Origin of the sequence: Natranaeroarchaeum aerophilus, from assembly GCF_023638055.1 — an archaeon.
In the GTDB taxonomy this organism is placed as follows: domain Archaea; phylum Halobacteriota; class Halobacteria; order Halobacteriales; family Natronoarchaeaceae; genus Natranaeroarchaeum; species Natranaeroarchaeum aerophilum.
In genome coordinates this window covers 23,538-44,735 of record NZ_JAKRVY010000004.1, presented here as the reverse complement: position 1 = coordinate 44,735, position 21,198 = coordinate 23,538, and the positions used below count along the sequence as shown (strand labels likewise).

The 21,198-nt window shown below is 61.8% G+C and carries 19 protein-coding genes; 15 read left to right on the top strand and 4 right to left on the bottom strand.

Features of this window, described 5'->3' with window-relative positions; all coding sequences use genetic code 11:
• Positions 1-12: 12 nt before the first annotated feature.
• From priS to rbcL, 7 genes are all read left to right on the top strand, one after another.
• A complete protein-coding gene (priS, locus tag AArcSt11_RS08805) occupies positions 13-1,221 on the top strand; it encodes a DNA primase small subunit PriS (protein ID WP_250596387.1) in 1,209 nt (402 codons plus the stop codon).
• Positions 1,218-2,165 (top strand): DNA replication complex subunit Gins51, encoded by a 948-nt coding sequence (locus AArcSt11_RS08800; RefSeq protein WP_250596385.1) that lies wholly within the window; start codon positions 1,218-1,220, stop codon positions 2,163-2,165. Before priS ends, AArcSt11_RS08800 begins: the two co-directional genes overlap by 4 nt.
• Before the next feature lie 61 nt (positions 2,166-2,226).
• Positions 2,227-2,676 carry a thioredoxin-dependent thiol peroxidase gene (bcp, locus tag AArcSt11_RS08795; protein ID WP_250596383.1) on the top strand — a complete coding sequence of 150 codons (450 nt, stop codon included), beginning with the start codon at positions 2,227-2,229 and terminating at the stop codon, positions 2,674-2,676.
• 97 nt (positions 2,677-2,773) lie between these two features.
• Entirely contained in the window at positions 2,774-4,375 is a 1,602-nt protein-coding gene (locus AArcSt11_RS08790; RefSeq protein WP_250596381.1) for a sensor histidine kinase, read from the top strand.
• 73 nt (positions 4,376-4,448) lie between these two features.
• Complete coding sequence (gene trmB / locus AArcSt11_RS08785) at positions 4,449-5,513, top strand: HTH-type sugar sensing transcriptional regulator TrmB (RefSeq protein WP_250596378.1); 1,065 nt, start codon at positions 4,449-4,451, stop codon at positions 5,511-5,513.
• A gap of 180 nt (positions 5,514-5,693) precedes the next feature.
• Positions 5,694-6,779 carry a TrmB family transcriptional regulator gene (locus tag AArcSt11_RS08780; RefSeq protein WP_250596372.1) on the top strand — a complete coding sequence of 362 codons (1,086 nt, stop codon included), beginning with the start codon at positions 5,694-5,696 and terminating at the stop codon, positions 6,777-6,779.
• A 70-nt stretch (positions 6,780-6,849) separates the two neighbouring features.
• Positions 6,850-8,097 (top strand): type III ribulose-bisphosphate carboxylase, encoded by a 1,248-nt coding sequence (gene rbcL, locus AArcSt11_RS08775; RefSeq protein ID WP_250596370.1) that lies wholly within the window; start codon positions 6,850-6,852, stop codon positions 8,095-8,097.
• 26 nt (positions 8,098-8,123) lie between these two features.
• Here rbcL and AArcSt11_RS08770 read toward each other — a convergent pair whose 3' ends face one another.
• On the bottom strand, positions 8,124-8,753 hold the full coding sequence (locus tag AArcSt11_RS08770; protein ID WP_250596367.1) for a fibrillarin-like rRNA/tRNA 2'-O-methyltransferase: 630 nt from the start codon (positions 8,751-8,753) through the stop codon (positions 8,124-8,126).
• Positions 8,750-9,589, bottom strand: a complete 840-nt coding sequence (locus tag AArcSt11_RS08765; RefSeq protein ID WP_250596366.1) for an NOP5/NOP56 family protein — start codon at positions 9,587-9,589, stop codon at positions 8,750-8,752. Before AArcSt11_RS08765 ends, AArcSt11_RS08770 begins: the two co-directional genes overlap by 4 nt.
• A 121-nt stretch (positions 9,590-9,710) precedes the next feature.
• Between AArcSt11_RS08765 and AArcSt11_RS08760 the strand changes: the two genes are divergently transcribed.
• From AArcSt11_RS08760 to gdhB, 3 genes are all read left to right on the top strand, one after another.
• Complete coding sequence (locus AArcSt11_RS08760; protein WP_250596365.1) at positions 9,711-12,554, top strand: bacterio-opsin activator domain-containing protein; 2,844 nt, start codon at positions 9,711-9,713, stop codon at positions 12,552-12,554.
• A gap of 178 nt (positions 12,555-12,732) precedes the next feature.
• Complete coding sequence (locus tag AArcSt11_RS08755; RefSeq protein WP_434803497.1) at positions 12,733-12,915, top strand: rubrerythrin-like domain-containing protein; 183 nt, start codon at positions 12,733-12,735, stop codon at positions 12,913-12,915.
• Between the two features lie 2 nt (positions 12,916-12,917).
• Positions 12,918-14,216, top strand: a complete 1,299-nt coding sequence (gdhB, locus tag AArcSt11_RS08750) for a glutamate dehydrogenase GdhB (RefSeq protein ID WP_250596363.1) — start codon at positions 12,918-12,920, stop codon at positions 14,214-14,216.
• 11 nt (positions 14,217-14,227) lie between these two features.
• On the opposite strand, the gene AArcSt11_RS08745 is transcribed toward gdhB, so the two are convergent.
• Positions 14,228-15,457 carry an MFS transporter gene (locus AArcSt11_RS08745; RefSeq protein ID WP_250596362.1) on the bottom strand — a complete coding sequence of 410 codons (1,230 nt, stop codon included), beginning with the start codon at positions 15,455-15,457 and terminating at the stop codon, positions 14,228-14,230.
• A gap of 151 nt (positions 15,458-15,608) precedes the next feature.
• Here AArcSt11_RS08745 and AArcSt11_RS08740 point away from each other — a divergent pair, with 151 nt between their 5' ends.
• The 5 genes from AArcSt11_RS08740 to AArcSt11_RS08720 all read left to right on the top strand — a co-directional run bounded on the left by AArcSt11_RS08740 (position 15,609) and on the right by AArcSt11_RS08720 (position 19,652).
• On the top strand, positions 15,609-16,346 hold the full coding sequence (locus AArcSt11_RS08740) for an ABC transporter ATP-binding protein (protein ID WP_250596720.1): 738 nt from the start codon (positions 15,609-15,611) through the stop codon (positions 16,344-16,346).
• Positions 16,347-16,348: 2 nt separating this feature from the next.
• On the top strand, positions 16,349-17,782 hold the full coding sequence (locus tag AArcSt11_RS08735) for a hypothetical protein (protein ID WP_250596360.1): 1,434 nt from the start codon (positions 16,349-16,351) through the stop codon (positions 17,780-17,782).
• A gap of 102 nt (positions 17,783-17,884) precedes the next feature.
• A complete protein-coding gene (locus AArcSt11_RS08730) occupies positions 17,885-18,613 on the top strand; it encodes a GNAT family N-acetyltransferase (RefSeq protein ID WP_250596357.1) in 729 nt (242 codons plus the stop codon).
• A 59-nt stretch (positions 18,614-18,672) separates the two neighbouring features.
• A complete protein-coding gene (locus AArcSt11_RS08725) occupies positions 18,673-19,233 on the top strand; it encodes a DUF420 domain-containing protein (protein WP_250596355.1) in 561 nt (186 codons plus the stop codon).
• A 74-nt stretch (positions 19,234-19,307) separates the two neighbouring features.
• Complete coding sequence (locus AArcSt11_RS08720) at positions 19,308-19,652, top strand: DUF3006 domain-containing protein (protein WP_250596353.1); 345 nt, start codon at positions 19,308-19,310, stop codon at positions 19,650-19,652.
• On the opposite strand, the gene purF is transcribed toward AArcSt11_RS08720, so the two are convergent.
• Positions 19,649-21,091 (bottom strand): amidophosphoribosyltransferase, encoded by a 1,443-nt coding sequence (gene purF, locus AArcSt11_RS08715; RefSeq protein ID WP_250596718.1) that lies wholly within the window; start codon positions 21,089-21,091, stop codon positions 19,649-19,651. The two genes, AArcSt11_RS08720 and purF, sit on opposite strands and share 4 nt — an antisense overlap.
• Positions 21,092-21,198: the final 107 nt, after the last annotated feature.

The following is a 21,198-nucleotide window of genomic DNA, read 5'->3' as shown; positions in this document are numbered from 1 at the left end:
CGACTGTAACCGATGGAAGAGCGTACCCGAGCGTACCTCCGCGGTCGGTTTCGAGACTACTATCGGCGGACAGCGGTCTCGCCGCCGCCCGACGCGAACCTGCGCGAGTGGGGATTTATTCCGTGGACCAGCGGCTCCGGAACCACGATGGTGCGCCACCGATCACTGCTGGATATCGGGTCGATCGACGACTTTCTCGCACGAAAGCGCCCGCGTCACGTCTACTTTTCCGCGGGCCGATACGACGATCCCGGCGCGGGGACGATGCAACAGAAGGGCTGGCGGAGTTCGGATCTCGTCTTCGATCTCGACGCCGACCATCTCCCCGGCGTCTCCCCGGAAGAGGATAGCTACGAGGACATGCTGGCGACCTGCAAGGAGGCCCTGTTCAGACTGCTTGATTTTCTGGAGTCGGATTTCGCGTTTGATGACATGACGATCGTCTTCTCGGGCGGTCGAGGCTATCACGTTCACGTGCGTGACGAGGGCATCAGAGGGCTCGATCGGGACGACCGCCGTGAGATCGTCGATTACGTCCGCGGGATCGACGTCGAGTTCGAGAACCTCGTCGAGCACGAGGCGGTCAGCGGTACTGCCGGACGCTCTAGCCCGGCACACAAGCGGTCGCTGGTCACTGATGGGGGCTGGAGCGGCCGCGTCCACACGCGTCTGGTCGGTCTCGTCGACGAACTGCTCGCGCTCCCCGAGGAAGACGCAATCGAGCGGCTCCAGGAGTTCGACCGGATCGGCGAGGGGAAATCGACCGCCGCGCTGACCGCGGCGCGGAACAACTACGACGAGATCGTGGCGGGCAACATCGACGTCCATCCCGCGTTCTATCAGGTTGCACGGCTACTCACAGAAGACGTGATCGAAGCCGAGAGCGCGCCGATCGACGAGCCGGTAACCACGGACACGAACAGACTGATCCGCTTACCGGGGAGTCTACACGGTGGCTCCGGGCTGGTCGTCTCCCAGATCGAGCGCGATGCGCTCGATTCGTTCAGGCCGCTCGACGATGCCATCCCCGACCCCTTTGTCGGCCAGGAGATCCGGATTGACGTCCCCGAGCTCGACGCCCTACCGGGGACGGGAACGGAGCGTGGGGAGATCCGACTGGGCGGCGATAGCTTTACAATTACGGAGGGTGCACAGACAGTACCCGAGTTCGTGGGCGTCTATCTGATGGCCCGCGGTCACGCTGAAAAGGAAAAAGAATGAATCTCGACGACTTACGCTCCGTGCAAAGCAAAGAGCGTCAGAAAGATAGCTTGCAGCATCTGCGCGACTCGTTTTACGAGGACGTCGGGAACTACATTGCGAACCTCAAAAACGAACGCGAACGCGCCGCCGAGCGAGCCGAGGACCCGTTTTCCTCGACGGAAGTCAGCCAGCTAACTGACGAGATCGAGACCGCGGAGGAAGTCGTCGAGGCGGTTTACGAACGCCGAATGGGGAAGATCGTCAAACGTGCAAGCCTTGCCGCGGCGGGGATGCCCGCCGACGAAGAGGGGTTGACGAGCGAGGAGGCAGAACTGTTTGGCGATCTCGTCGACCGTATCGAGGGGAACAAAGATCACGTGCTCGACATCCTCGCCGGAGAGACGAGTCCGGCATCGGATGGAGACGAGGAGGGCAAGTCTACAACCGGTGATCGGTCCCAGGATCAGGGTGTGGAACAGCCCAGAGGGAAGTCGACCCCGGACCGGGCCGAACCTGCTGATGACACCCCACCGGCACCGCCGGACCACCCCCCAGAGGCCCCGCCAGAAGACGTCGAAACCGTCAACAATACCGATGTCGATGCTGCCGATCTCATGGGTGGTAAGGAAACCGGAACCGACCGCTCCGACACACCTGTGGGAGCTTCGAGCGACGGGACAACGACCCAGGAGGAGCCGACTCCGGGCGGAGATCCACCGGGGGACGACGCCGGTAGAGCACCGGAGATCCCACCAGAGGAGGGGACTCCGACGAACGGCGACGAATCATCGTCAGTAACCGATGACACCGACCGTACAACTGTCCGGATCACCGAGGAAATCGGCGAGATATTCGGTGTCGACGACAGGGAGTACGAACTGGATGCCGACGATGTCGTAACGCTCCCCACGGTCAACGCCGAACCGCTGGTCGAACAGGACGCCGCACAGCGGATCGACTGATCACGCCCGACTTGCTTTCCCGTACCGAAACTCGCTTGTTCTCCACTGGCTGACAATGTGTATGCTCGAGATCGGTGACGCTGCGCCAGCGTTCGAACTACAGGACCAGCATGGTGAGACGGTGTCACTCGAGGAGTTCGAGGGACGGGTAGTCGTCTACTTTTATCCCCGAGCTGACACGCCCGGCTGTACTACCGAAGCGTGTAGTTTCCGGGACCGATGGGAAGCGTTCGAACGGCGCGGGATCGACGTGGTGGGAATCAGCGACGATCCGGTCGAGGACCTCGCCGACTTCGCGGGGGAGTACAACCTGCCGATCATACTGTTGTCGGACGAAGACGGTACTGTCGCGAGCGCGTACGACTCCTACGGCGAAAAGTCGATGTTCGGCAACACCTTCGACGGCGTGTTCAGGAACACGTACGTCGTCGAGGACGGTGAGATCGTCGCCGTCTACGAGGGGGTCGATCCCGAGGGCCACGCCGACGAGATCCTCGCGGAGCTGGTGTAAACTGCCGACTCCGCTCCGCGAACTTCGATCGTTGCTTGTTAGCCAGTACCACAACCCTCAATAGGGTTCGGTGTCCCCAGACTACCAGTAGAGACTAATGGAACTCCGCCGGAAGTTCCTGTTGAGTCTGGCCCTCCTTGGCCTGGTCATCAGCGGGGTGATGTTCGTAACCTTCGAATCACAGCGATCGGCCGCGATAGCCGATGCACAGGCGGATGTCAACGACAGCGCAGACCAGACGGCATCGGTACTGGACCAGCAACTCCGGGAGAATCATCGAACTCTCCGGGTGGCTGCGGATGATCCGCGGCTACTCGAACACGGTTCAGAGGAGCAACGAGCAGCGATGGAGGGTGTGTGGGAACTCAACGGGATCGGCGGTGTCTCGGTGGTCAACGGCGACGGTGAGATGGTCAATATCCTCACGGCGGACGGCGAGTCGTCCGATGACGTTCTTGGAGAGGATTATCGCGACCGCGAGTACGTAAGCAGAGCACTTGCTGGTGGAGAGCACATTAGCGAGCCGCTTCTCGCGGAAACGGGGAACCGAATCGTCGTACTGAGCGTCCCTATCTACGATGACGGCGAGGTCGTCGGGACGCTGAACGCCGCGCTGTATCTGGACGGGGCGTTCTTCGAGTCGGCAGTCAGTCGTCAGGACACTGCAGAGACGGCAGTATCAGTTAGCTCAGTAAACCAGACGTTATTCGAGCGACAGGAGCGGTTCGACACGACGATCAGTGGCTCCGCTATCGTCCCCAGCACCGGCTGGGTCGTCACGGTCGACCATCGCGAGTCAGCGGTGACCGAACAGATCCACCAGCTAGCGCTCGTACAATTCCTCTCGGGGCTCGTCTTGCTCGGCGCGGTAGGTGGGTTCGGGGGGTGGATATATCGGAACCATATTCGCCAGACAGAACGGCTTCGGGTGCGTCTGGAGCGGCTCGAACGGCGGCAGTACGACCAGAAGATACCGCTTGCCGGGAGTCCCGAATGGGTCGAGATCAGCGACGCGGTCGATCGGCTCACCGCAACGCTCGCCCGACGTGAACAGATGTTGCTCGTATTAAATCGGCTGTTGCGCCACAACCTGCGGAACACGCTCAACGTCGTGATGGGTCAGGCAGAGCAACTCGACACGGACGACGACAGTGGAACAGTCGAGATTACCGAGGCCTGTGACCAGCTTCTGACGCTGAGCGACCGGGCGCGAATGACCGAAAAGCTGCTACTGAGGGGTACCACTGATCACGACGAGACCGTCGATCTCGTCGAAATCGTCGAACGGCAGGTGGCGACCTTCCAGGAACGGTACCCGGATGCCACCGTGACGCTCGATCACCCAGAGTCTGCCCCCGTCGCTGTCGGTCCCGACTTTCCAACCGCAGTGGACGAACTGCTGACGAACGCCGGAGCACACGCAGGATCGGAGCCGGCTGTTGACATCACGATTAGCCAACACAACGGGACGGTTTCGTTGACTATCAGTGATGATGGAGACGGGATACCCCCGGACGAACGGCTAGTGATCAGTGGCGAGCAACGGATCTCGCATCTCAACCATAGTGGTGGACTCGGTCTCTGGCTCGTCGACTGGATCGTGTCACAGTCGGGGGGTACAGTCGAGATCCGATGTGATTCGGGAACGACAGTGGTAATCAGCGTTCCTGCAACCGAAGGCGATGGCGAGCCTCAATAGCTACCTGGTTATATAATATAGTGCTACTCAGAATATAATAAATAATTTATCGCTAGAGGACGGCAGGAATAGTATGAGCTCCGAGGATCTGCGTGGACAACTGGAACGAGTCGGGGATCGGTTCGATCTCGGAGAGTACGAGATCGATGCCTATCTAGCGGTGCTGGAACAGGGAACACTGACTGCAAGCGAGATCGCGGAGAGTACGGAGATACCACAGCCGCGTGTGTACGACACGGTTCGGAGCCTTAGCGACCGGGGGCTGGTAGAGCTCCGGGAGTCACGACCGATGAAGATCACGGCCGTCGATCCATCCATGGCCTTCGGGGAGGTCACCGAGTCTATCGACGAGATGATTGCCGAACTCGACGCACGCTACACAGCACCGGCGCGTGACACCGAGGCGGTATCGCTTGTCAAGTCCCGGTCGACGATTCTCAAATACGTCGAGGATGCCATCGAGTCGGCCGAGTACGAACTGGCGTTATCGCTGACCCCCGAACTTCTAGAGCGGTTCGAGGACCAGCTGAGAAGACAGTGTGCAAACGGGGTCACGATCGATCTACTGCTCACCCCAGCAGCGGAGGTCCACGATCCGGAGCGCTACGAGTACCTCGACGTTGCAACTACCGTGCGGGCCAGAAACGGCATCACTACACCGATCATTGCCGTTGCGGACTGGGAGTACTCGGTCTACGCCACACAGGACGCCATCCGAAACAACGACCGGGACCGCTACGGCGTGATCTTCAATCGCTCCGCGCTCGGCTTTCTCGTGTCCGGATTTTTCGGAACCGTACTGTGGACGACCGCTTCGAGGACGCTCGCGGAGAACGGGGCGGGCCGGTCGTTTCCCCGCCGCTACGCTTCGATTCGGCGATGTGTCAAGGACCTCCACAACGACGGCGGGGAGTTCTATGCAACGATCGAGGGGCGGGACGTCAAGACGGGACGTAAACGCAGTGTGAGTGGAAAAATCATCGATGTCGAGTTCGACCCGTCGGAGCAGGTAGCGGGACTCACTGTCGATACCGGGGACGAACGGCTTGCTATCGGTGGATTGGTCGCCGCCTTCGAGGATATCGAGGCTCACGAGATCCACGTTGGACGGGAGACTCCGCCGGACACAGGACAGTAGGTGGCACAGCCGAGGATGGATCTGCCGCAGTCCCTACTCTTTTATAACTGATGTTGTACCTATATGTATGACGAGCATGATACGAGGCAAATTACGGTCGGTATCCGGTATCGGCAGCCAGCCAGTGCGGAACGGACAACCGAAAGTAACGGATACCGGCACACCCAACAGGTACTGACAATGGAGCAAGACGAGTTGACGACCGTCCTGCAGGACGCCGGGCTCTCGCCGTATCAGGCCGAGGCGTACGTGACACTACTTGAACTCGGTTCGGCGTCCGCAACGGATCTCGCTGATCTCAGTCAGGTTCCGGACCCACGAATCTACGACGTGCTCCGCGATCTGGAGTCGAAGGGGTTCATCGAAACCTACGAACAGGACAGTCTCCACGCCCGCGCCCACGATCCCGACGAAGTCCTTGACGACCTGCGCTCGCGTGCGTCGAAATTCGAGAGCGCCGCCAGCGAGATCGAAGAGCGCTGGAGCCAGCCGGAGATGGGCCAGAGCAAAGTGAGCATTGTCTCCCGCTTCGAGACTGTGATCGACAGTGCGAAGCGATATATCGGGGAGGCAGATAATCAGGTCCAGCTTGCCGTCACGCCCAACCAGTTCGAGACGCTGCGTCCAGCGCTCGTCGACGCAATAGACAGGGACGTGCTGGTCAAACTCTCGCTCCACTCCGCTGGCCGTGACGAAGTCGACGTGAACACGGTGTCCGGTGCGTGTACGGAGGCCCGTCATCGCCCGCTTCCCTCGCCGTTCGTCGTGATCGTCGACAGAAAACAGACATGTTTCGCACCACATAGCGACTCGATCAATCAGTACGGTGTCCTCGTCGACGACCGAAGCCACACCTACGTGTTTCACTGGTTCTTCCTCACCTCCCTGTGGGATGTCTGGGAGCCCCTCTATACGGTTCACGACGAGGACCGGCCAGATAGTTACGTCAACCTTCGATACTTCGTGCGCGACGTCAAGCCGATGTTCGACAACGGAGCGGACATCAGTCTCGAAATCGTTGGCGTCGACACGTTGACAGGGCGCTCACGGACGGTTCAGGGGAAACTCGTTGACATCAGTACGACCAACGAGTTCGACCAGATCGACCGCGAGCAAACGTCGCCTCCGTCGGTGGCCGAGTTCGCGGGCGTCGCCGCAGTCAGCGTCGATACTGGTGACGAGGTTATCTCGGTCGGCGGGTGGGGTGCGACCATGGAGGACGTCGAAGCCGAGCGGATCACGGTGACGAGTTTCGACTCGGAGTGAACGGCCACCTTCTATATTCGTGGCTCGTGCAAAAGGCTATACTGCCAGCCCGTGAACGGTATGATCTAGCATGACGGGCATCGAGTACGACGACTTTCTGGATCCGGAGTACGAACCGGTCGAGACGGACCTCGTCTGCGAGTTCCGTCTCGATCCGGCTGCAGGGATGAGTATGGACGAAGCGGCGAGCCGCGTCGCATCCGAAAGCTCGAACGGAACGTGGGCCCCCCTGCAGGCGGGCGAGGACGTCACCGACCTCAGTGCCGTCGCCTTCGATATTGACGCTGATCGTGCGCTGGTCGCATACCCGGCCGCGCTGTTCGAGGCCGGGAGCCTCCCGCAGATCCTCTCGTGTATCGCCGGGAATATTCTGGGGATGAAAGCGGTCGACTCGATCCGGCTGATGGACTGTAAGTGGCCCGCCTCGCTCGTCGAGGGGTTTCGTGGCCCCCAGTTTGGCTCGGCAGTCCGGTCGGAGTTACTCGACGCTGATGACCGGCCGATCACGGCAACCGTCCCGAAGCCGAAAGTCGGGTTATCGACCGACCGGCACGTCGAGATCGGCCGGGAGGCGTGGCGCGGCGGCGTCGACCTCCTGAAAGACGACGAGAACCTGACTGATCAGGCATTCAATCCCTTCGAGGAGCGCACCAGACGGAGCCTCGCCGCTCGTGACGAACTCGAAGACGAGACGGGCGAGCGAAAGGGGTATCTGATCAATATTACCGCAGAAACCGACGAGATGGTCCGGCGAGCCGAGTTCGTCGCCGACCACGGCGGTCGGTTCGTGATGGTCGACATCATCACGACAGGCTGGGCCGCACTCCAGACCGTCCGTGAGGCCTGTGAGGGGCTCGGGCTGGCGATCCACGCTCACCGCGCAATGCATGCCGCCTTCGATCGGCTCGATCATCACGGCGTCTCGATGCGCTGTCTGGCACAGTTCGCCCGACTTGCGGGCGTCGACCACATCCACACCGGGACGGCGGGGCTCGGGAAGCTCGCCAACGAGGACACGGTCGGCATCAACGAGTGGCTCCGGAGCGACCTTCACGGACTGAACGACGTTCTCCCGGTCGCCTCCGGCGGACTTCATCCGGGCATCGTTGATCAGTTGCTCGACGCCGTCGGAACCAACGTCTGCGTACAGGCTGGCGGGGGAATCCACGGCCATCCCGACGGAACGGAGGCGGGCGCACGGGCGCTCCGGGAAGCCGTCGAGGCCCACGTCGATGGCGAGTCGCTGGAGCACCGTGCGGAAACGGTCCCGGAACTCGCCGCTGCGCTGGACGAGTGGGGGACCGAGACGCCGCGATAGAAAGCTGTATTTCTGCTGCGAACGATCTACTTCGGCGTCGCGATAACCGCCAGATGGTCGTCGTGGAACGGCTCCATACGTTCGGTGTCGAGGATCTCGTAGCCGTTCTCCAGCGTCGCCAGCACTCCCTCGAAGACGTCGTCGGGATCGGCGGTGACGTCCTCGCTTCGTGCCTTGAACGCGGCGACGAGTCGCCCGTCCTCGGCGAGAAACCGCTTATTCTCGAGCGCAACACGGGCCTGACCGCTCGTCGCAACGTCCTGGACGATTGCGTCGAGGTCGTTCTCGACGACGTGGGCGTACCGCTCCGGCGTCCGGGCGTCTTTCACCAGCGGGAACAGTCGATCGCGGCTCTCGGCGACGTCGAGCAGGTCTCTGGCGGGTCGTGTAGCGAACTCGACCGCGTACGTCGGCCCGGAGAAGTCAGCAACGTGGCTCACCGTAGTCCCGCTTGCGGCACCGAGATAGAGGACGCGATCGCCGTCTTCGAGGCCCGTCTCCATCCCCAGCTCGAACATCGCGCCGAGCTTCGAGCGACGGGCATCCCAGAGCCGCCAGTCGCCGTCGGTCGGCTCGCCGTAGACCGGCTGGCCGCGAGTGGCGAGTCGGTCCTCGCCGTCGAACTCTCGGCGCGTGACGCTGTCCGGTAGGCTCATTCCGCGTCACCTCGCGTGCGAATCCGCTCGATGCGCCGATCGAGTTCGGCCTCCAGTTCGGCGTTGTACTCGCCCGAGTAGTAATCAATTCGGGCGGCGATCGAGAGCTTTCCGGCAAGCGCACGTGCAGCGGATCCGCGCTCGTCCGGGTCCGTCCCGCGGACGTACTCGTGGGTGAAGATGACGCCGTGTTTCGGCGAGGTTCCGTGCCCCCGCAGATGGGCGAACAGCGCGTCTTCCGCACCGAGGACCTGGACAGTGCCGCTTGGCTTTTTCGCCAGTGACTCCAGATCGCCAGCAAGCGAGATCAGTCGTGCGGCAAGGACGGGTCCGGCGAGCGCCGCGAGGTTCGGTGCGACATCCGGCGCACGCCGCTCGATGAATGTGCGTAGCTCCTCGGCCTCCTCCGCGAGGTCGACGATCCGCTCGGCAAGCGAGACGAGCTGCGGCTCGTGGTCGTCAGCACCCGCGATCTGGCGGGCGTACTCGACGCCTGCTCCCGCCTCGTCGTCCAGACTCCCTGCCCACTCGGTGAGACGTTCGGCGAGTTCATTGGCGACTCTGTCACAATCGTCCATCGAGCGAACGGCGTGGATCAGCTGTCGGTCGTCTGCTCGCTCTCGCTCGGTGACGGCGTCCCGGGCGGCCCGAAGTGTCGCCGCTCTCAGCGCATCGTAGTACGCTTGCTCGTCCGACACCGTACCCGTCTCGACCGCAATCGCTGGCCACGCCTCCGGCGTCTCCGCCTCGCCGGTTCGGATCCGTGTCGCGGCAGCCTCCGCGTCCGTATGGTCCACATCGGCGAACCAGCCAGGGGACGCTACGTCCTCGTTCATACCCCTGCTTGTCGGTCCCGCCCCATATCCCTCCCGATCCGTGGATACCAACTTTATCCGGGTCGTCGTGCCGCTCTCGACGCCGGTACGTTCAACACGCCCCACTGGTTACGACAACACAATGGCGACCGACTCGGAGCCGCTGGCGTCGACCCGCGTGCTACTTGCAGGGACGGAATCCTGGCTTGGGGAGTTCGAGACGGCCCTGGAAACACGTACCGGTGCCACAGTCCACTCCGCGTCGACCGCGGAAGCAGCGGTCGACGCCGTTCGTAACGAGGGGCTCGACTGTGTAGTGACGGCGCACGAACTCGAGGCGTCTACGGGGATCGCGCTCCTGCGATCAATTCGAGAATCCTCGGAGACGATCCCTGTTCTGTTCTGTACGAGTTCCGGCGACGAGTCCGTCGCCAGCGAGGCGGTCGATGCCGACGTCTCCGGATACGTCCCAATCAGTACCCTCGATGACGCCGAAATCGAGTCGATCATCGAGCGTATCGAGGAAAGCGTGGGAACACGTCGTCGAAAAGCACAACAGCACGACCGGGCGAGACAGTTCGACGCCATCTTTCAGGACCCTCGTACTGCGACGTGGGTGCTCGATCCGGAGGGGGCGCTACGGCGAGCGAACGAAACCGGAGGCGAAATGATCGATGGAGATGTCGAATCGGTTCTCGGTGAGGAGTTCTGGCGGCTCCCGTCGTGGTCCGGCGACGAAGGGGTACAGGCAGACGTCCGCCGGATCGTCGAAACGGCTATCGCCGGACGGTTCGGTAACGCAGTGGTGACTCGGACCTTCGATCCGGACGTGGAAGTCGTCGACCTCTCGGCCAGACCGGTCCACGACGACCGGGGCCAACTCCGGTCGATCGTCGTCGAAGCAGTCGATATCTCCGAGCGAGTTGCACTTGAACGGGATCTTCGCCGCTCCGAAGAGCTCCACCGGGTCACGCTCAACAATATGACGGACACGGTACTGATAACAGACGAGAACGGGGAGTACACTTACGTCTGTCCGAACGTCAACTTCATTTTCGGCTATACCGCAGCGGAGATCCGGGAGCTTGGTTCAATCGAGGCCCTGCTCGGTGAGGACCTGTTCGATCGTGCAGAGCTTGCCGAGGAGGGTGTACTCAAAAACATCGAGGTCACCGCGACTGACAAGGCGGGCCACGAGCACACGCTGCTCGTCAACGTCCGCGAAGTATCGATTCAGGACGGGACGCTACTGTATAGCTGTCGAGACGTGACGAAGCGAAAGCAACGGGAGGTGGCTCTGGCAACGCTACAGGAGACGGCCAGAGAGTTCCTGTACGCGGAGACCAGACGGGAGATCGCACAGCAGGTCGTCGACGACACTGCGGGCGTTCTTGATCTGGATGCAAGCGCAGTCTACCTGTTCGACGTAGAAGCAAACGAGCTACAACCGGCCGCAGGGTCGCCCGCAATGGAGCGACTGGACGGCCCGCTTCCGGTCGCACGAGCTAACGGGGAGGGGCTGGTCAGCCACAGCTTCGTCGAGAACGAGGCGATGTTCTTCGACGACGTCCACGAGTCACCACAGCTTCAGGATCGCGCAACCGGACTTCGAAGTACGGCATATATTCCCCTTGGAAACCACGGGGTGTTCGTCGCCGGGTCGCCATCGGTCGGCGAGTTCGACGACGTGTTGCGAGAGCTCGCGGATCTACTGGCAGCAACAGCAGAAGCGGCGCTCGACCGTGTTACCCGTGAGAGCCAGCTCCGTAGCCAGGACAGGGAGCTACAGCGCCAGAACAACCAGCTCACGCGCCTGAACCGGATCAATGAAACGATCCGCGAGATCGACCAGGCGGTCGTACAGGCCGAAACCCGTGAGGAGATCGACCACACGGTCTGTGAGCTGTTAACGGTGGATGACCGCTTTACCTTCGCCTGGATCGGCGAGGAGAGTCCAGCAACAGGGACCGTCGAACCACGTGCGTGGGCCGGAGCCGAACAGGGGTATCTGGACAGTGTGACGTTTACGGTCGATACCACTGCGGTCGAACCCGCGGGAAGAACAGTCGCCACGCGCGAGATTACGAACGTCGCGAACGTTGCAGGCCGTCTCCGGGAGGAGGACTGGCGGACGGATGCCCTCTCACGGGATTTCCTGTCGGTGATCAGTATTCCGCTGGAGTACAATGACCTCTCATACGGTGTGTTGAACGTCTACGCCGATACGCAGGCTGCATTCGACGAGACGGTCCGGGCGGTGTTACGCGAACTCGGCGAAACTATCGCGTCCGCAACGAGTGCGATCGAGCGAAAGAACGCACTGGTGACACGCTCGGTGACCAGAATCGAGTTCGAAATCGACGATCCGAGCTTCGTCCTTTCGAAGATCGCTCGGGAGGCGGACTGTGAACTGTCCTATCAGGGAGGAATTCAGCAGACTGCCGATGGAAGTTACGTGGTCGTAACCGTCGATGGGGCCGCGATCGATCAGGTCGAGCACGTCGCGGAAAGCCTCATCGCGGTCGACGAGGTTCGACAGATCAGCGGGGACGAATCCGGTGGTGTCCTCGGCCTCAGACTTGCACAGGCGTTCCTCGCAACGGAACTCGCCGATCACGGAGCCGTGTTTCGGAGTGCATCTGCGACACCGGACTCGACGACACTGGTTGTTGAAGTCCCCGAGAGTGTCACGCCACGCCATATTAGCCAGCTCATCCACGAGTTGTTTACCGGCGTGGAGATCCGCTCGAAACAGGACATAGATCGATCCTCGAGGGAACCAGTTCGTTCCCGCGTCTTCGACGAGCTGACCGACCGACAGCTAGAAGTGACCCAGACGGCCTATTACAGCGGTTTTTTCGAGTCACCACGGGAACATACCGGTGCCGAAGTGGCCGAAATGCTTGGAATCTCCCCACCGGCATTTTCTACGCATATCAGGACAGTCGAACGAAAGCTGTTTTCGGCACTGTTCGAGGAAGCGTAGCTTCGTCGAACACGCAGCCAACGGTTTGGATGCATCTGTTCGAGGAAGCGTAGCGTCGTGGGAACATCCAGACCCCTCTGACGCCCGTTCTGCCCGCCGTGGTTAATATATTAACAACACGATTGTTGATTGGGTTTTCATATTAACAAGCAGCTATTCCCTCATTCCGGCGCAACGTATGAGTACAGCACATGAGACTCGTGTGCTGGGACTACCTATGAGAGATGTCACCCAGGACGCCGGAGAGGAAATGACGTATGAGTGTTTCGAGTGTGGAAATATCGTCGTTGATCCAACCACGGTGGGGAACTGTCCGGAGTGCGGTGGTGAGCTTCGGAACCGGGGAATGCCGATCGAGTAACGATGGCCTCCGAGTCGAAGGGACGTACTGACCGGGCATCTGCGGAGCCCACCCCAGCGGAGGAATCAGCGCTCGAAACGGCCCGACGACAATTGAATCAGGCAGCAGCTAGACTGGAGATCGACCCTGCGATCGTCGAACAGCTCAGTCATCCGACCTCAGTACACGAGGTCACGGTCCCGATCGAGCGCGACGACGGCTCGGTCGAGGTGTTTACGGGCTATCGAGCCCAGCACGACAGCGTCAAGGGACCCTTCAAAGGTGGACTGCGATATCACCCAGAGGTGACGCGGGATGAATGTGTGGGGCTCGCGATGTGGATGACCTGGAAGTGTGCGGTTATGGATCTCCCCTTCGGTGGCGCAAAAGGCGGTATCGCTGTTGACTCGAAGGCGCTGAGTGCTGGTGAAAAGGAGCGACTGACGCGGCGGTTCACACAGGAAATACGCTCCGTGATCGGTCCGACGAAGGACATCCCCGCTCCAGACATGGGAACGGACCCACAGACGATGGCGTGGGTGATGGACGCCTACTCGATGCAGGAAGACGAGACGATTCCTGGCGTCGTCACGGGCAAACCACCGGTCATCGGTGGAAGCAAAGGACGGGAGAAGGCCCCTGGACGGAGTGTCGCCATCATCACACGCGAGGCAATTGACTACTACGGACGCGATATCGAGCGCACTGATATCGCCGTTCAGGGCTACGGCAGCGTGGGGGCGAACGCGGCTCGACTGCTCGACCGCTGGGGTGCAAACGTCGTGGCGATCAGCGACGTCACCGGGGGGATCTACGACCCGGACGGGATCGATACGCACTCGGTTCCCTCTCATGACGAGGAGCCAGAGGCGGTGTTAGACCACGGTGCTCCACGTACGGTTACCAACGACGAGTTGCTCGAACTCGACGTCGACGTCCTGATCCCTGCGGCGATCGGGAACGTGCTCACCGAAGCAAACGCAGGCAACGTCAGTGCCGATCTGATCGTCGAGGGTGCGAACGGCCCCACGACGAGCCGGGCACAGGAAATCCTCACCGACCGAGGCGTCGCAGTGGTGCCGGATATCATCGCCAATGCTGGCGGCGTCACTGTGAGTTACTTCGAGTGGCTCCAGGATATCAACCGCCAGTCGTGGTCGCTCGAACGCGTCCACGAGGAGCTCGAAAGCGAGATGCTTGCCGCGTGGGATGCCGTCCGTACGGAAAAGGAAGGCGGTGCCCCAACATGGCGCGAAGCAGCCTACGCGGTGGCACTGTCCCGCATCGCCGAAGCCCACGACGTCCGTGGGCTCTGGCCCTGAATTGTCTTTTCTCAGTCGCCCGCCTGTAGTTCCAGCGACGGGTTCAGACTCCCGGTTTCGGCACGGATTCCGACCAGTAGCACGACCCCGGCAACGAGCGGGATCAGCGCACAGGCGACGTAGATCGGCGCGAAGCCGATGCTCTCGCCCAGCGGGAGCGTCACGAGCGGGCCGAGCCCACCGCCGATATCACCGAGCACGTTGTTCGTCCCCATCGCTCGTCCCATCCGCTGGTCGGGGGTGAGATCCGCAAGTAGTGCCATCATGGGACCGCCGGTTCCACCCTGTCCGCCGCCGATCAGGAGGCAGGCGAGGATCAGTTGCGAGACAGAGCTAGCTCCAGCCAGCAACACGAAGCCCGCGCCGGAGACGACCAGCGAGACAAGGATAATCGGAACACGATAGCCGTACAGGTCGCTCAGCTTGCCGCCGCCGAGCATGCAGACGGAGCCAGAGAGGACAGTGACTGCCATCAGGAGTCCCGAGGTACCCTGTGCGTCCAGTCCGAACATCCCGATTTCCAGTTCGCCAAGGAAGACAACGAGCGTGGCGAACAGAGCCCCAATATACGCGAAGAAGACGCCGAAGTTGACGAGTCCGACCGTCAGCGCGGGTGTCGAGGTATCGATCTCCCAGGGTTTGACGCCACCTTTGCGACGCTCAATCGCCTCGCTGTGGGTCTCCGGAACGATCCAGTAGGCGAGCACGCTAGCGAAAAGGGCAAACGCCGACGCAAGGACGAACGCCGCCTCCACGCTGTACAGGTCGCTGACTAGCCCGCCGAGCACCAGTCCGGCGGGGAAGCCAAAGGTGATCCCGGCACGGACGATGCCCATGCTCGTCCCGCGCGACCCCGACTCGCTGACGTCCGCCGTAATCGTGTACGCCGTCGCGAAGACGAGCGCGCTGCCGACGCCCCAGAGGATTCGGGCGAGCAGGAACCACACCTCAGGAGCAGGAGCGATGACAGCGACGACGTAGCCAAGCGTCGCGATGCCTTCGATAAACAGCCCCGCGACGAACGGCGTCCGGGTGCCGATCCGGTCGATGAGTGCCCCGGCAGGAGCGTTTGCAAACAGCCGCGAGAACCGGTTGGCACTCAGGATGACGCCGACCAGAAACGGCGAGATCCCTAGCACTACCCCGAGGTTCGGCAGGATCGGGAAGATGACGCCGCCGCCGAAACCGACGAAGAACGTGCAGGCGATCACCGCGTAGACCACTCGACGCTCGGAACTCACTCTATTGACTGACTGGTCAGTCAGCCTGTTAACGGATTCGGTCTCCGCGAGCGATCAGCCGGTCGACCTCGACCGGACTACCCCCGTTCGGTGGTGGCGGGACTGCCGCGTCCGGGAGTTTATTGATCGTTCAGTGAGACTTGCAGTCGAGATGAGTGCAATCGAGATGGTGGATGTGGGCAAGCGCTACGGTGACTTTCAGGCGCTTGACGGACTAAGCCTGGCCGTCGACCGCGGCGAGCTGTTCGGTCTGCTCGGCCCAAACGGGGCCGGAAAGACGACCGCGATCGGACTGCTAACTGGACAGCTAGCACCCGATGAGGGATCGCTCTCCGTTCTGGGAACGGATCCGGCGACCGAGCCAATCGAGACCAGACGGCGGGTCGGGATCGTCCCCGAGAAAGAGTCGCCGCCGAGCTTTCTGACCCCTCGCGAGTACTTCGAGTTCGTCGGGCAGGTACGCGGGATCCCCGACGACCGCCTCGCCGAGCGCGTCGAGGAGTGGGCCGACCGTCTCTCCTTTCGGGACAAACTCGATGCGATGGCGACGGATCTCTCGCGCGGCCAGCAACAGAAGGTGATGATCACGCAGGCGTTCCTTCACGACCCTGACGCCGTGTTCATCGACGAGCCGCTCGCGAATCTCGATCCGATCATGCAAGAGCGAGTCAAGGAGTATTTCGAGCACTACCGGACGCAGGATAACGCCTTGCTGCTCTCGACCCACGGTATCGAGGTCGCCCGCGATCTCTGCGATCGAGTTGGCGTCGTCGGCGACGGTCGGCTCGTTGCGGAGCGCCGACCTGCCGAGATGAGCCCCGACGAGTCGCTGCTGGAGGCGTTCGAGCGCGACGACCCAGTAGAACCCCCGACGACCGCAGTCCGATAACAATGCTGGGGATCAACCGCATCGACCGTATCGTTTTGGTCTGGATGCTCCGCGAGGAGTGGCGACTGCATTCGTCGCTCTTTGGCGGTCGCCGCTTTGCGGCCTTCCCCCTGCTCGTTGCCGTGCTGACGGCGAGTGGTGTCTTTGCGCTCGTGGAGACGGGAACGAGCCTCGGAGCCGTGATCGCCGGACTGCACGCGCTCGTGTTCGCGTTCGGGCTCCACACGGGAACGATCGGTCTGGTGGGCAGGGACGCTATTGACGATGTCCTCGGCGACGTGACGCTGCTGGTCTTTTCAGCACGGACGCTACCGATCTCCCGAGAGCGCCTGCTGGGACACTTCCTCGCCAAAGATGCACTCTACTACTCGGCCCTCTTTCTGGTCCCGATCGTGGGGGCCTTCGGCGTCGCAATCGGCCGAACCGGTTTCGAACTCGTCGACCTCGGTCGCCTCTGGCTCTCGACGACTGCGACGTTCCTGCTCGGTCTGGTCGTGACGCTGGCCGTGGTCGGACTCGCCACCCGGGGAATCGCTGGCTCGCTGACCGTCGGCGTGTTCGGCGTCGGCAGCGGTGGGCTCTGGTACGCAAACGTCGACATCCTCGCCCTGACGCCGTACGCGCTCTACGCCGAGCCGTCACTACTGGCGGTCGTCGGGACGCTTGCGCTACTGGCTGGAACCGTCACGGTCGGGGTGCTGGCATACGACCCCGTAGATGCCAGCCCAACTCGCACCCGCTCGCCCGCGTTTACGACGTGGCGACGACGCCTCCGGGACGACACCGGCCTGACGACCAAAACGCTGCTCGACGTCGCGCGAAGTAGTGGCGGCCTCTGGAAAGTCATCTTTTCCGGCGGCATCATTTTCGCCGTCTGCGTGGGGTTGATCGAACTCGCCGAGCGCATTACTGGCGTCGAACCATCCGTCGGCGTCACGTTCGGCCCACTGCTCGGGCTCTCGGCTTATACGACCTACAACTGGATTACACAGTACGATGACCCAGCCTCGTACCTGCGCTATCCGCTCGGAATCTCGGATCTGTTCGCTGCCAAGCGGGCCGCACTGGTCCTGGTCGGACTGCCGACCGCGGCGGGTTACTACCTGCTCGCGGTGGCCCTGATCGGTACGGGCCCCGTTGATGCTCTGACTGGACTCGTCTTGCTCATCGGGTACCACCAGTACCTGTTCGGCCTGACGGCAGCACTGGCTGGCTTCGATCCGAACGAATTCCTCTTCGACACTGCACTGTTCATGCTCTTTACAGCCGCCGTCGCCATCGTACTCGTACCGGTGCTCGTTGTCGGCCTCGTCATCACGCCGCTTACCACTACTGCTCTCATCGTACTGGGCGCTGTCGGCATTGCCCTGTTCCTCGCCGGGGAACTGTGCTACCGGTACGCCGTTACCCGGTGGTCGAGCCGACTCGAAGAGTGACGGCACCGATTCCACGAACGGCCACCTGTGACCGAGAAGTCGATCTGAACACTCCGGTTTCGGCCAGTATGATTTAAGTGTTGTCAATTGGTATCGTGTGTCATGGACATACGTCACGCAACCGCAGCTGATCGGGACGCCATCAGAAAAATCGCCAGCGACTCGATGCGCAGTTCCTACTCGATGAGCCCGGATACCATCGACAGTGCCGTGTCGTCGTGGTACGGCAATGACACCCTCGACACGCTGTTAGCTGACGACCAACGAATCCTCCTGGTGGCCGAAGACGACGACACGCTGGCCGGATTCACCGACGCAATCTTGCACGGGTCGGAACAGCCGGGCGACCTGCTCTGGCTTCACGTCCATCCGGACTACCGCGGACGGGGGATTTCACGTCAGCTTCTCGAGGAGACCAGAGCACGGCTCGTCGAAGCAGGGGCCTCACACCTCCGCGGACTCGTCCTCGCGGACAACAGCGAAGGCAACTCCTTTTATCGACACTTCGGCTTCGAGAAGATCGGCGAACGACACATCGAGATCGACGGAACCCGACACGTCGAGAACGTCTTTCAGGACATCGAGCCGACGGGTCTGACGACACTCGCCGTCGACGACGAAATCGTCTACGTGGCCGACAACGAGACCCACCGAGGGACGATTGCACCGTTCAATACGATCTATGCCGACCCGAACCGTGACGAACGCTGGGCGTACTACTGTACGAACTGCGAGCAGGTCGCCGCGGCGATGGATGCGATGGAACGTATCGAGTGCTCGACGTGTGGGAATACACGTAAACCGACGCGGTGGGACGCCGCGTACCTCTGAACGGACCGTCTCCCGTTGAGAAAGACGAATATAAGACGCTTCTTTCCCAATCGCCGTGTATGCAAGCACAGGTCAGAGAGCACGTCCCCGCCGTCACGGCCGTGTTGACCGTCGTTTCGCTGATTCTCGTATTCGGAGCGGCGCTACAGGCGTTCCCACAGGAGGCGATCCCGACCGCCCCCGAGTGGGCACTCGATGCGATCCCACACCTGAACGCCGCCGTCAGTGCGGTCGCCATCGTCACGATTCTCGCTGGCGTTCGGGCGATCCGCGCCGGGGAGATTGAACGCCATCGCCGCCTCATGACTGCCTCCTTCGCGCTGTTCGCCGGGTTCCTCGTGATGTACCTCTATCGCGTCGCGCTGCTCGGCCCCTCGTCGTTTCCCGGCCCGGAGACCATCGAACTCTACGTCTACCTGCCGATCCTCGCCGTCCATATCCTGCTTGCCGTCCTCTCGCTTCCGTTCGTCTACTACGCTCTCCTGCTTGCGGCCACACGATCGATCCACGAACTCCCGAAGACGAATCACGCACGCGTCGGGCGGATCGCGGCGACGCTCTGGACCATCTCCTTTGCCGGTGGGATCGTGATCTATCTCATGCTGTATGTCCTCTTTTGAACGTGTAACCCCGTTCCAGGGGTCGTGTTCAGACGTCCACAGGTTCATATACGAACCCGCGGCCAGAGCGGTGTATGTCGTTGCATCAACGGCGCGATGTACTGGAGAAACTGGCAGCACTGTTTGGAACCGCATCGGTCGCTGGACTCCCGTTCAGGGACGAAGAGGGCGAGGTCCTGACCGGCGTCGTAGACCGAGTAGTCAACGACCTCGCAGTGATACTGCTCGAAGACGATGGGGAGCTCATCGATCAGACGACGCTCTCAGTCGACGAGCTACCTGGCCCTGCAGCAGAGGAAGGTGCAGTGCTGGAGCTAGTGATGGATGGCGATGATGTCGACCGAGTGCGCTACGACAAACCGGAAACAAAGCGCCGACGAGAAGCGGCCGAAGACCGGTTCGACGATCTGTCCGATTAGTCGTCCGCAAGCGGCGATTCGGTCGGGATATCGGGTCGTGTGACATCCCGATCAGTCGCCTCGCCCTCGATATCGTAGGGGTACTCCCCGGTGACACAGCCGAGACAGAGATCGCTACGGGAGGTCTGTAGGGCGCTCGCGACGGCGTCTATCGAGAGATACGAGAGGCTATCTGCGTTGATCTCCTCGCAGATCTCGTCGGTCGATTTCCCGGCGGCGATCAGCTCGTCACGCGAGGCCATGTCGATCCCCATGTAACACGGGGCGATGATCGGCGGCGCACCGATCCGGACGTGGACCTCTTCAGCGCCGACGTCCTTGAGCAGCTGGACGAGCTGGTTCGAGGTCGTCCCACGAACGATGCTGTCGTCGATGATCGTCACGGATTTGCCCTCGACTGTGCTCTTGATCGGGTTGAGCTTCAGCCGCACGGCGCGTTCGCGCTCGTCCTGTGTCGGCATGATGAACGTCCGGCCGACGTAGCGATTTTTCATCAGTCCCTCGGCGAACTCGACGTCCGAGCCGTCGTCGGCTGCAGCTTCGGCGTAGCCGCTGGCAAAGGATCGCCCCGAGTCGGGGACCGGCATCACGACGTCGCTCTCGATGCCGCTTTCGGCCCAGAGTTCCCGGCCGAGGTCACGTCGTACCTCGTAGACCAGTTCGTCGTCGATGACGCTGTCGGGGCGGGCGAAGTAGACGTGCTCGAAGAAGCAGTGTGCCGTGTTATCCTCGTCGAACAGTTGATAGGAGTCAAAGCCAGTCCCGTCGCTCCGGAGAACGATCAGCTCACCGGGCTTGACGTCCCGGACGAGCTCGCCGTCGAGGGTGTCGATGGCTGCGCTCTCGCTCGCGAGGATATAGCCGTCGTCGAGTTCACCGATACAGAGCGGTCGATTACCCTGCGGATCACGCACGCCGAGAACGGTGTCGTCGTGCATGATCGTCAGCGAGTACGAACCGTGTATCCGCCCCATCGTACGCTTGACTGCCCGGACGAGATCCTCTTCGAGCAGATTGCGCGCGAGGTCGTGGGCGATGACCTCGGTATCTCCGTCCGAGGTAAAGGCGTGGCCGAGTCCTGCGAGTTCGTCACGGATTTCCTCGGCGTTGACGAGGTTGCCGTTGTGCGAGAGGCCGAGCGAACCGCTCTTGAACGAAACCGAGAACGGCTGGGCACAACAGGAGTTGACGCTTCCGGCAGTGGGGTACCGGACGTGTCCGATCCCAACCGGGCCGTTCAGGCTGGCGACGTCGCCCTCGCCGAAGGCATCGCCGACCAGCCCCATCTCGACGTGGCTATGCTGCTGGAACCCGTCGTGGGTGACGATACCTGCCGATTCCTGTCCGCGGTGCTGGAGCGCGTACAGTGAGTAGTACAGTGGCCGTGCGGCCTCACGGTCTTCGAGTGAGACGCCAACGACGCCACACTTTTCGGTCATCCCGTTCCGGGAACGCCTATCGACCCGCCCGTCTGACATGGACGTGTCTAGCGAGTCATCGGGGATAAATCCTCCCAATCGTGTTCTACTCGACCAGCTCAGTGGCC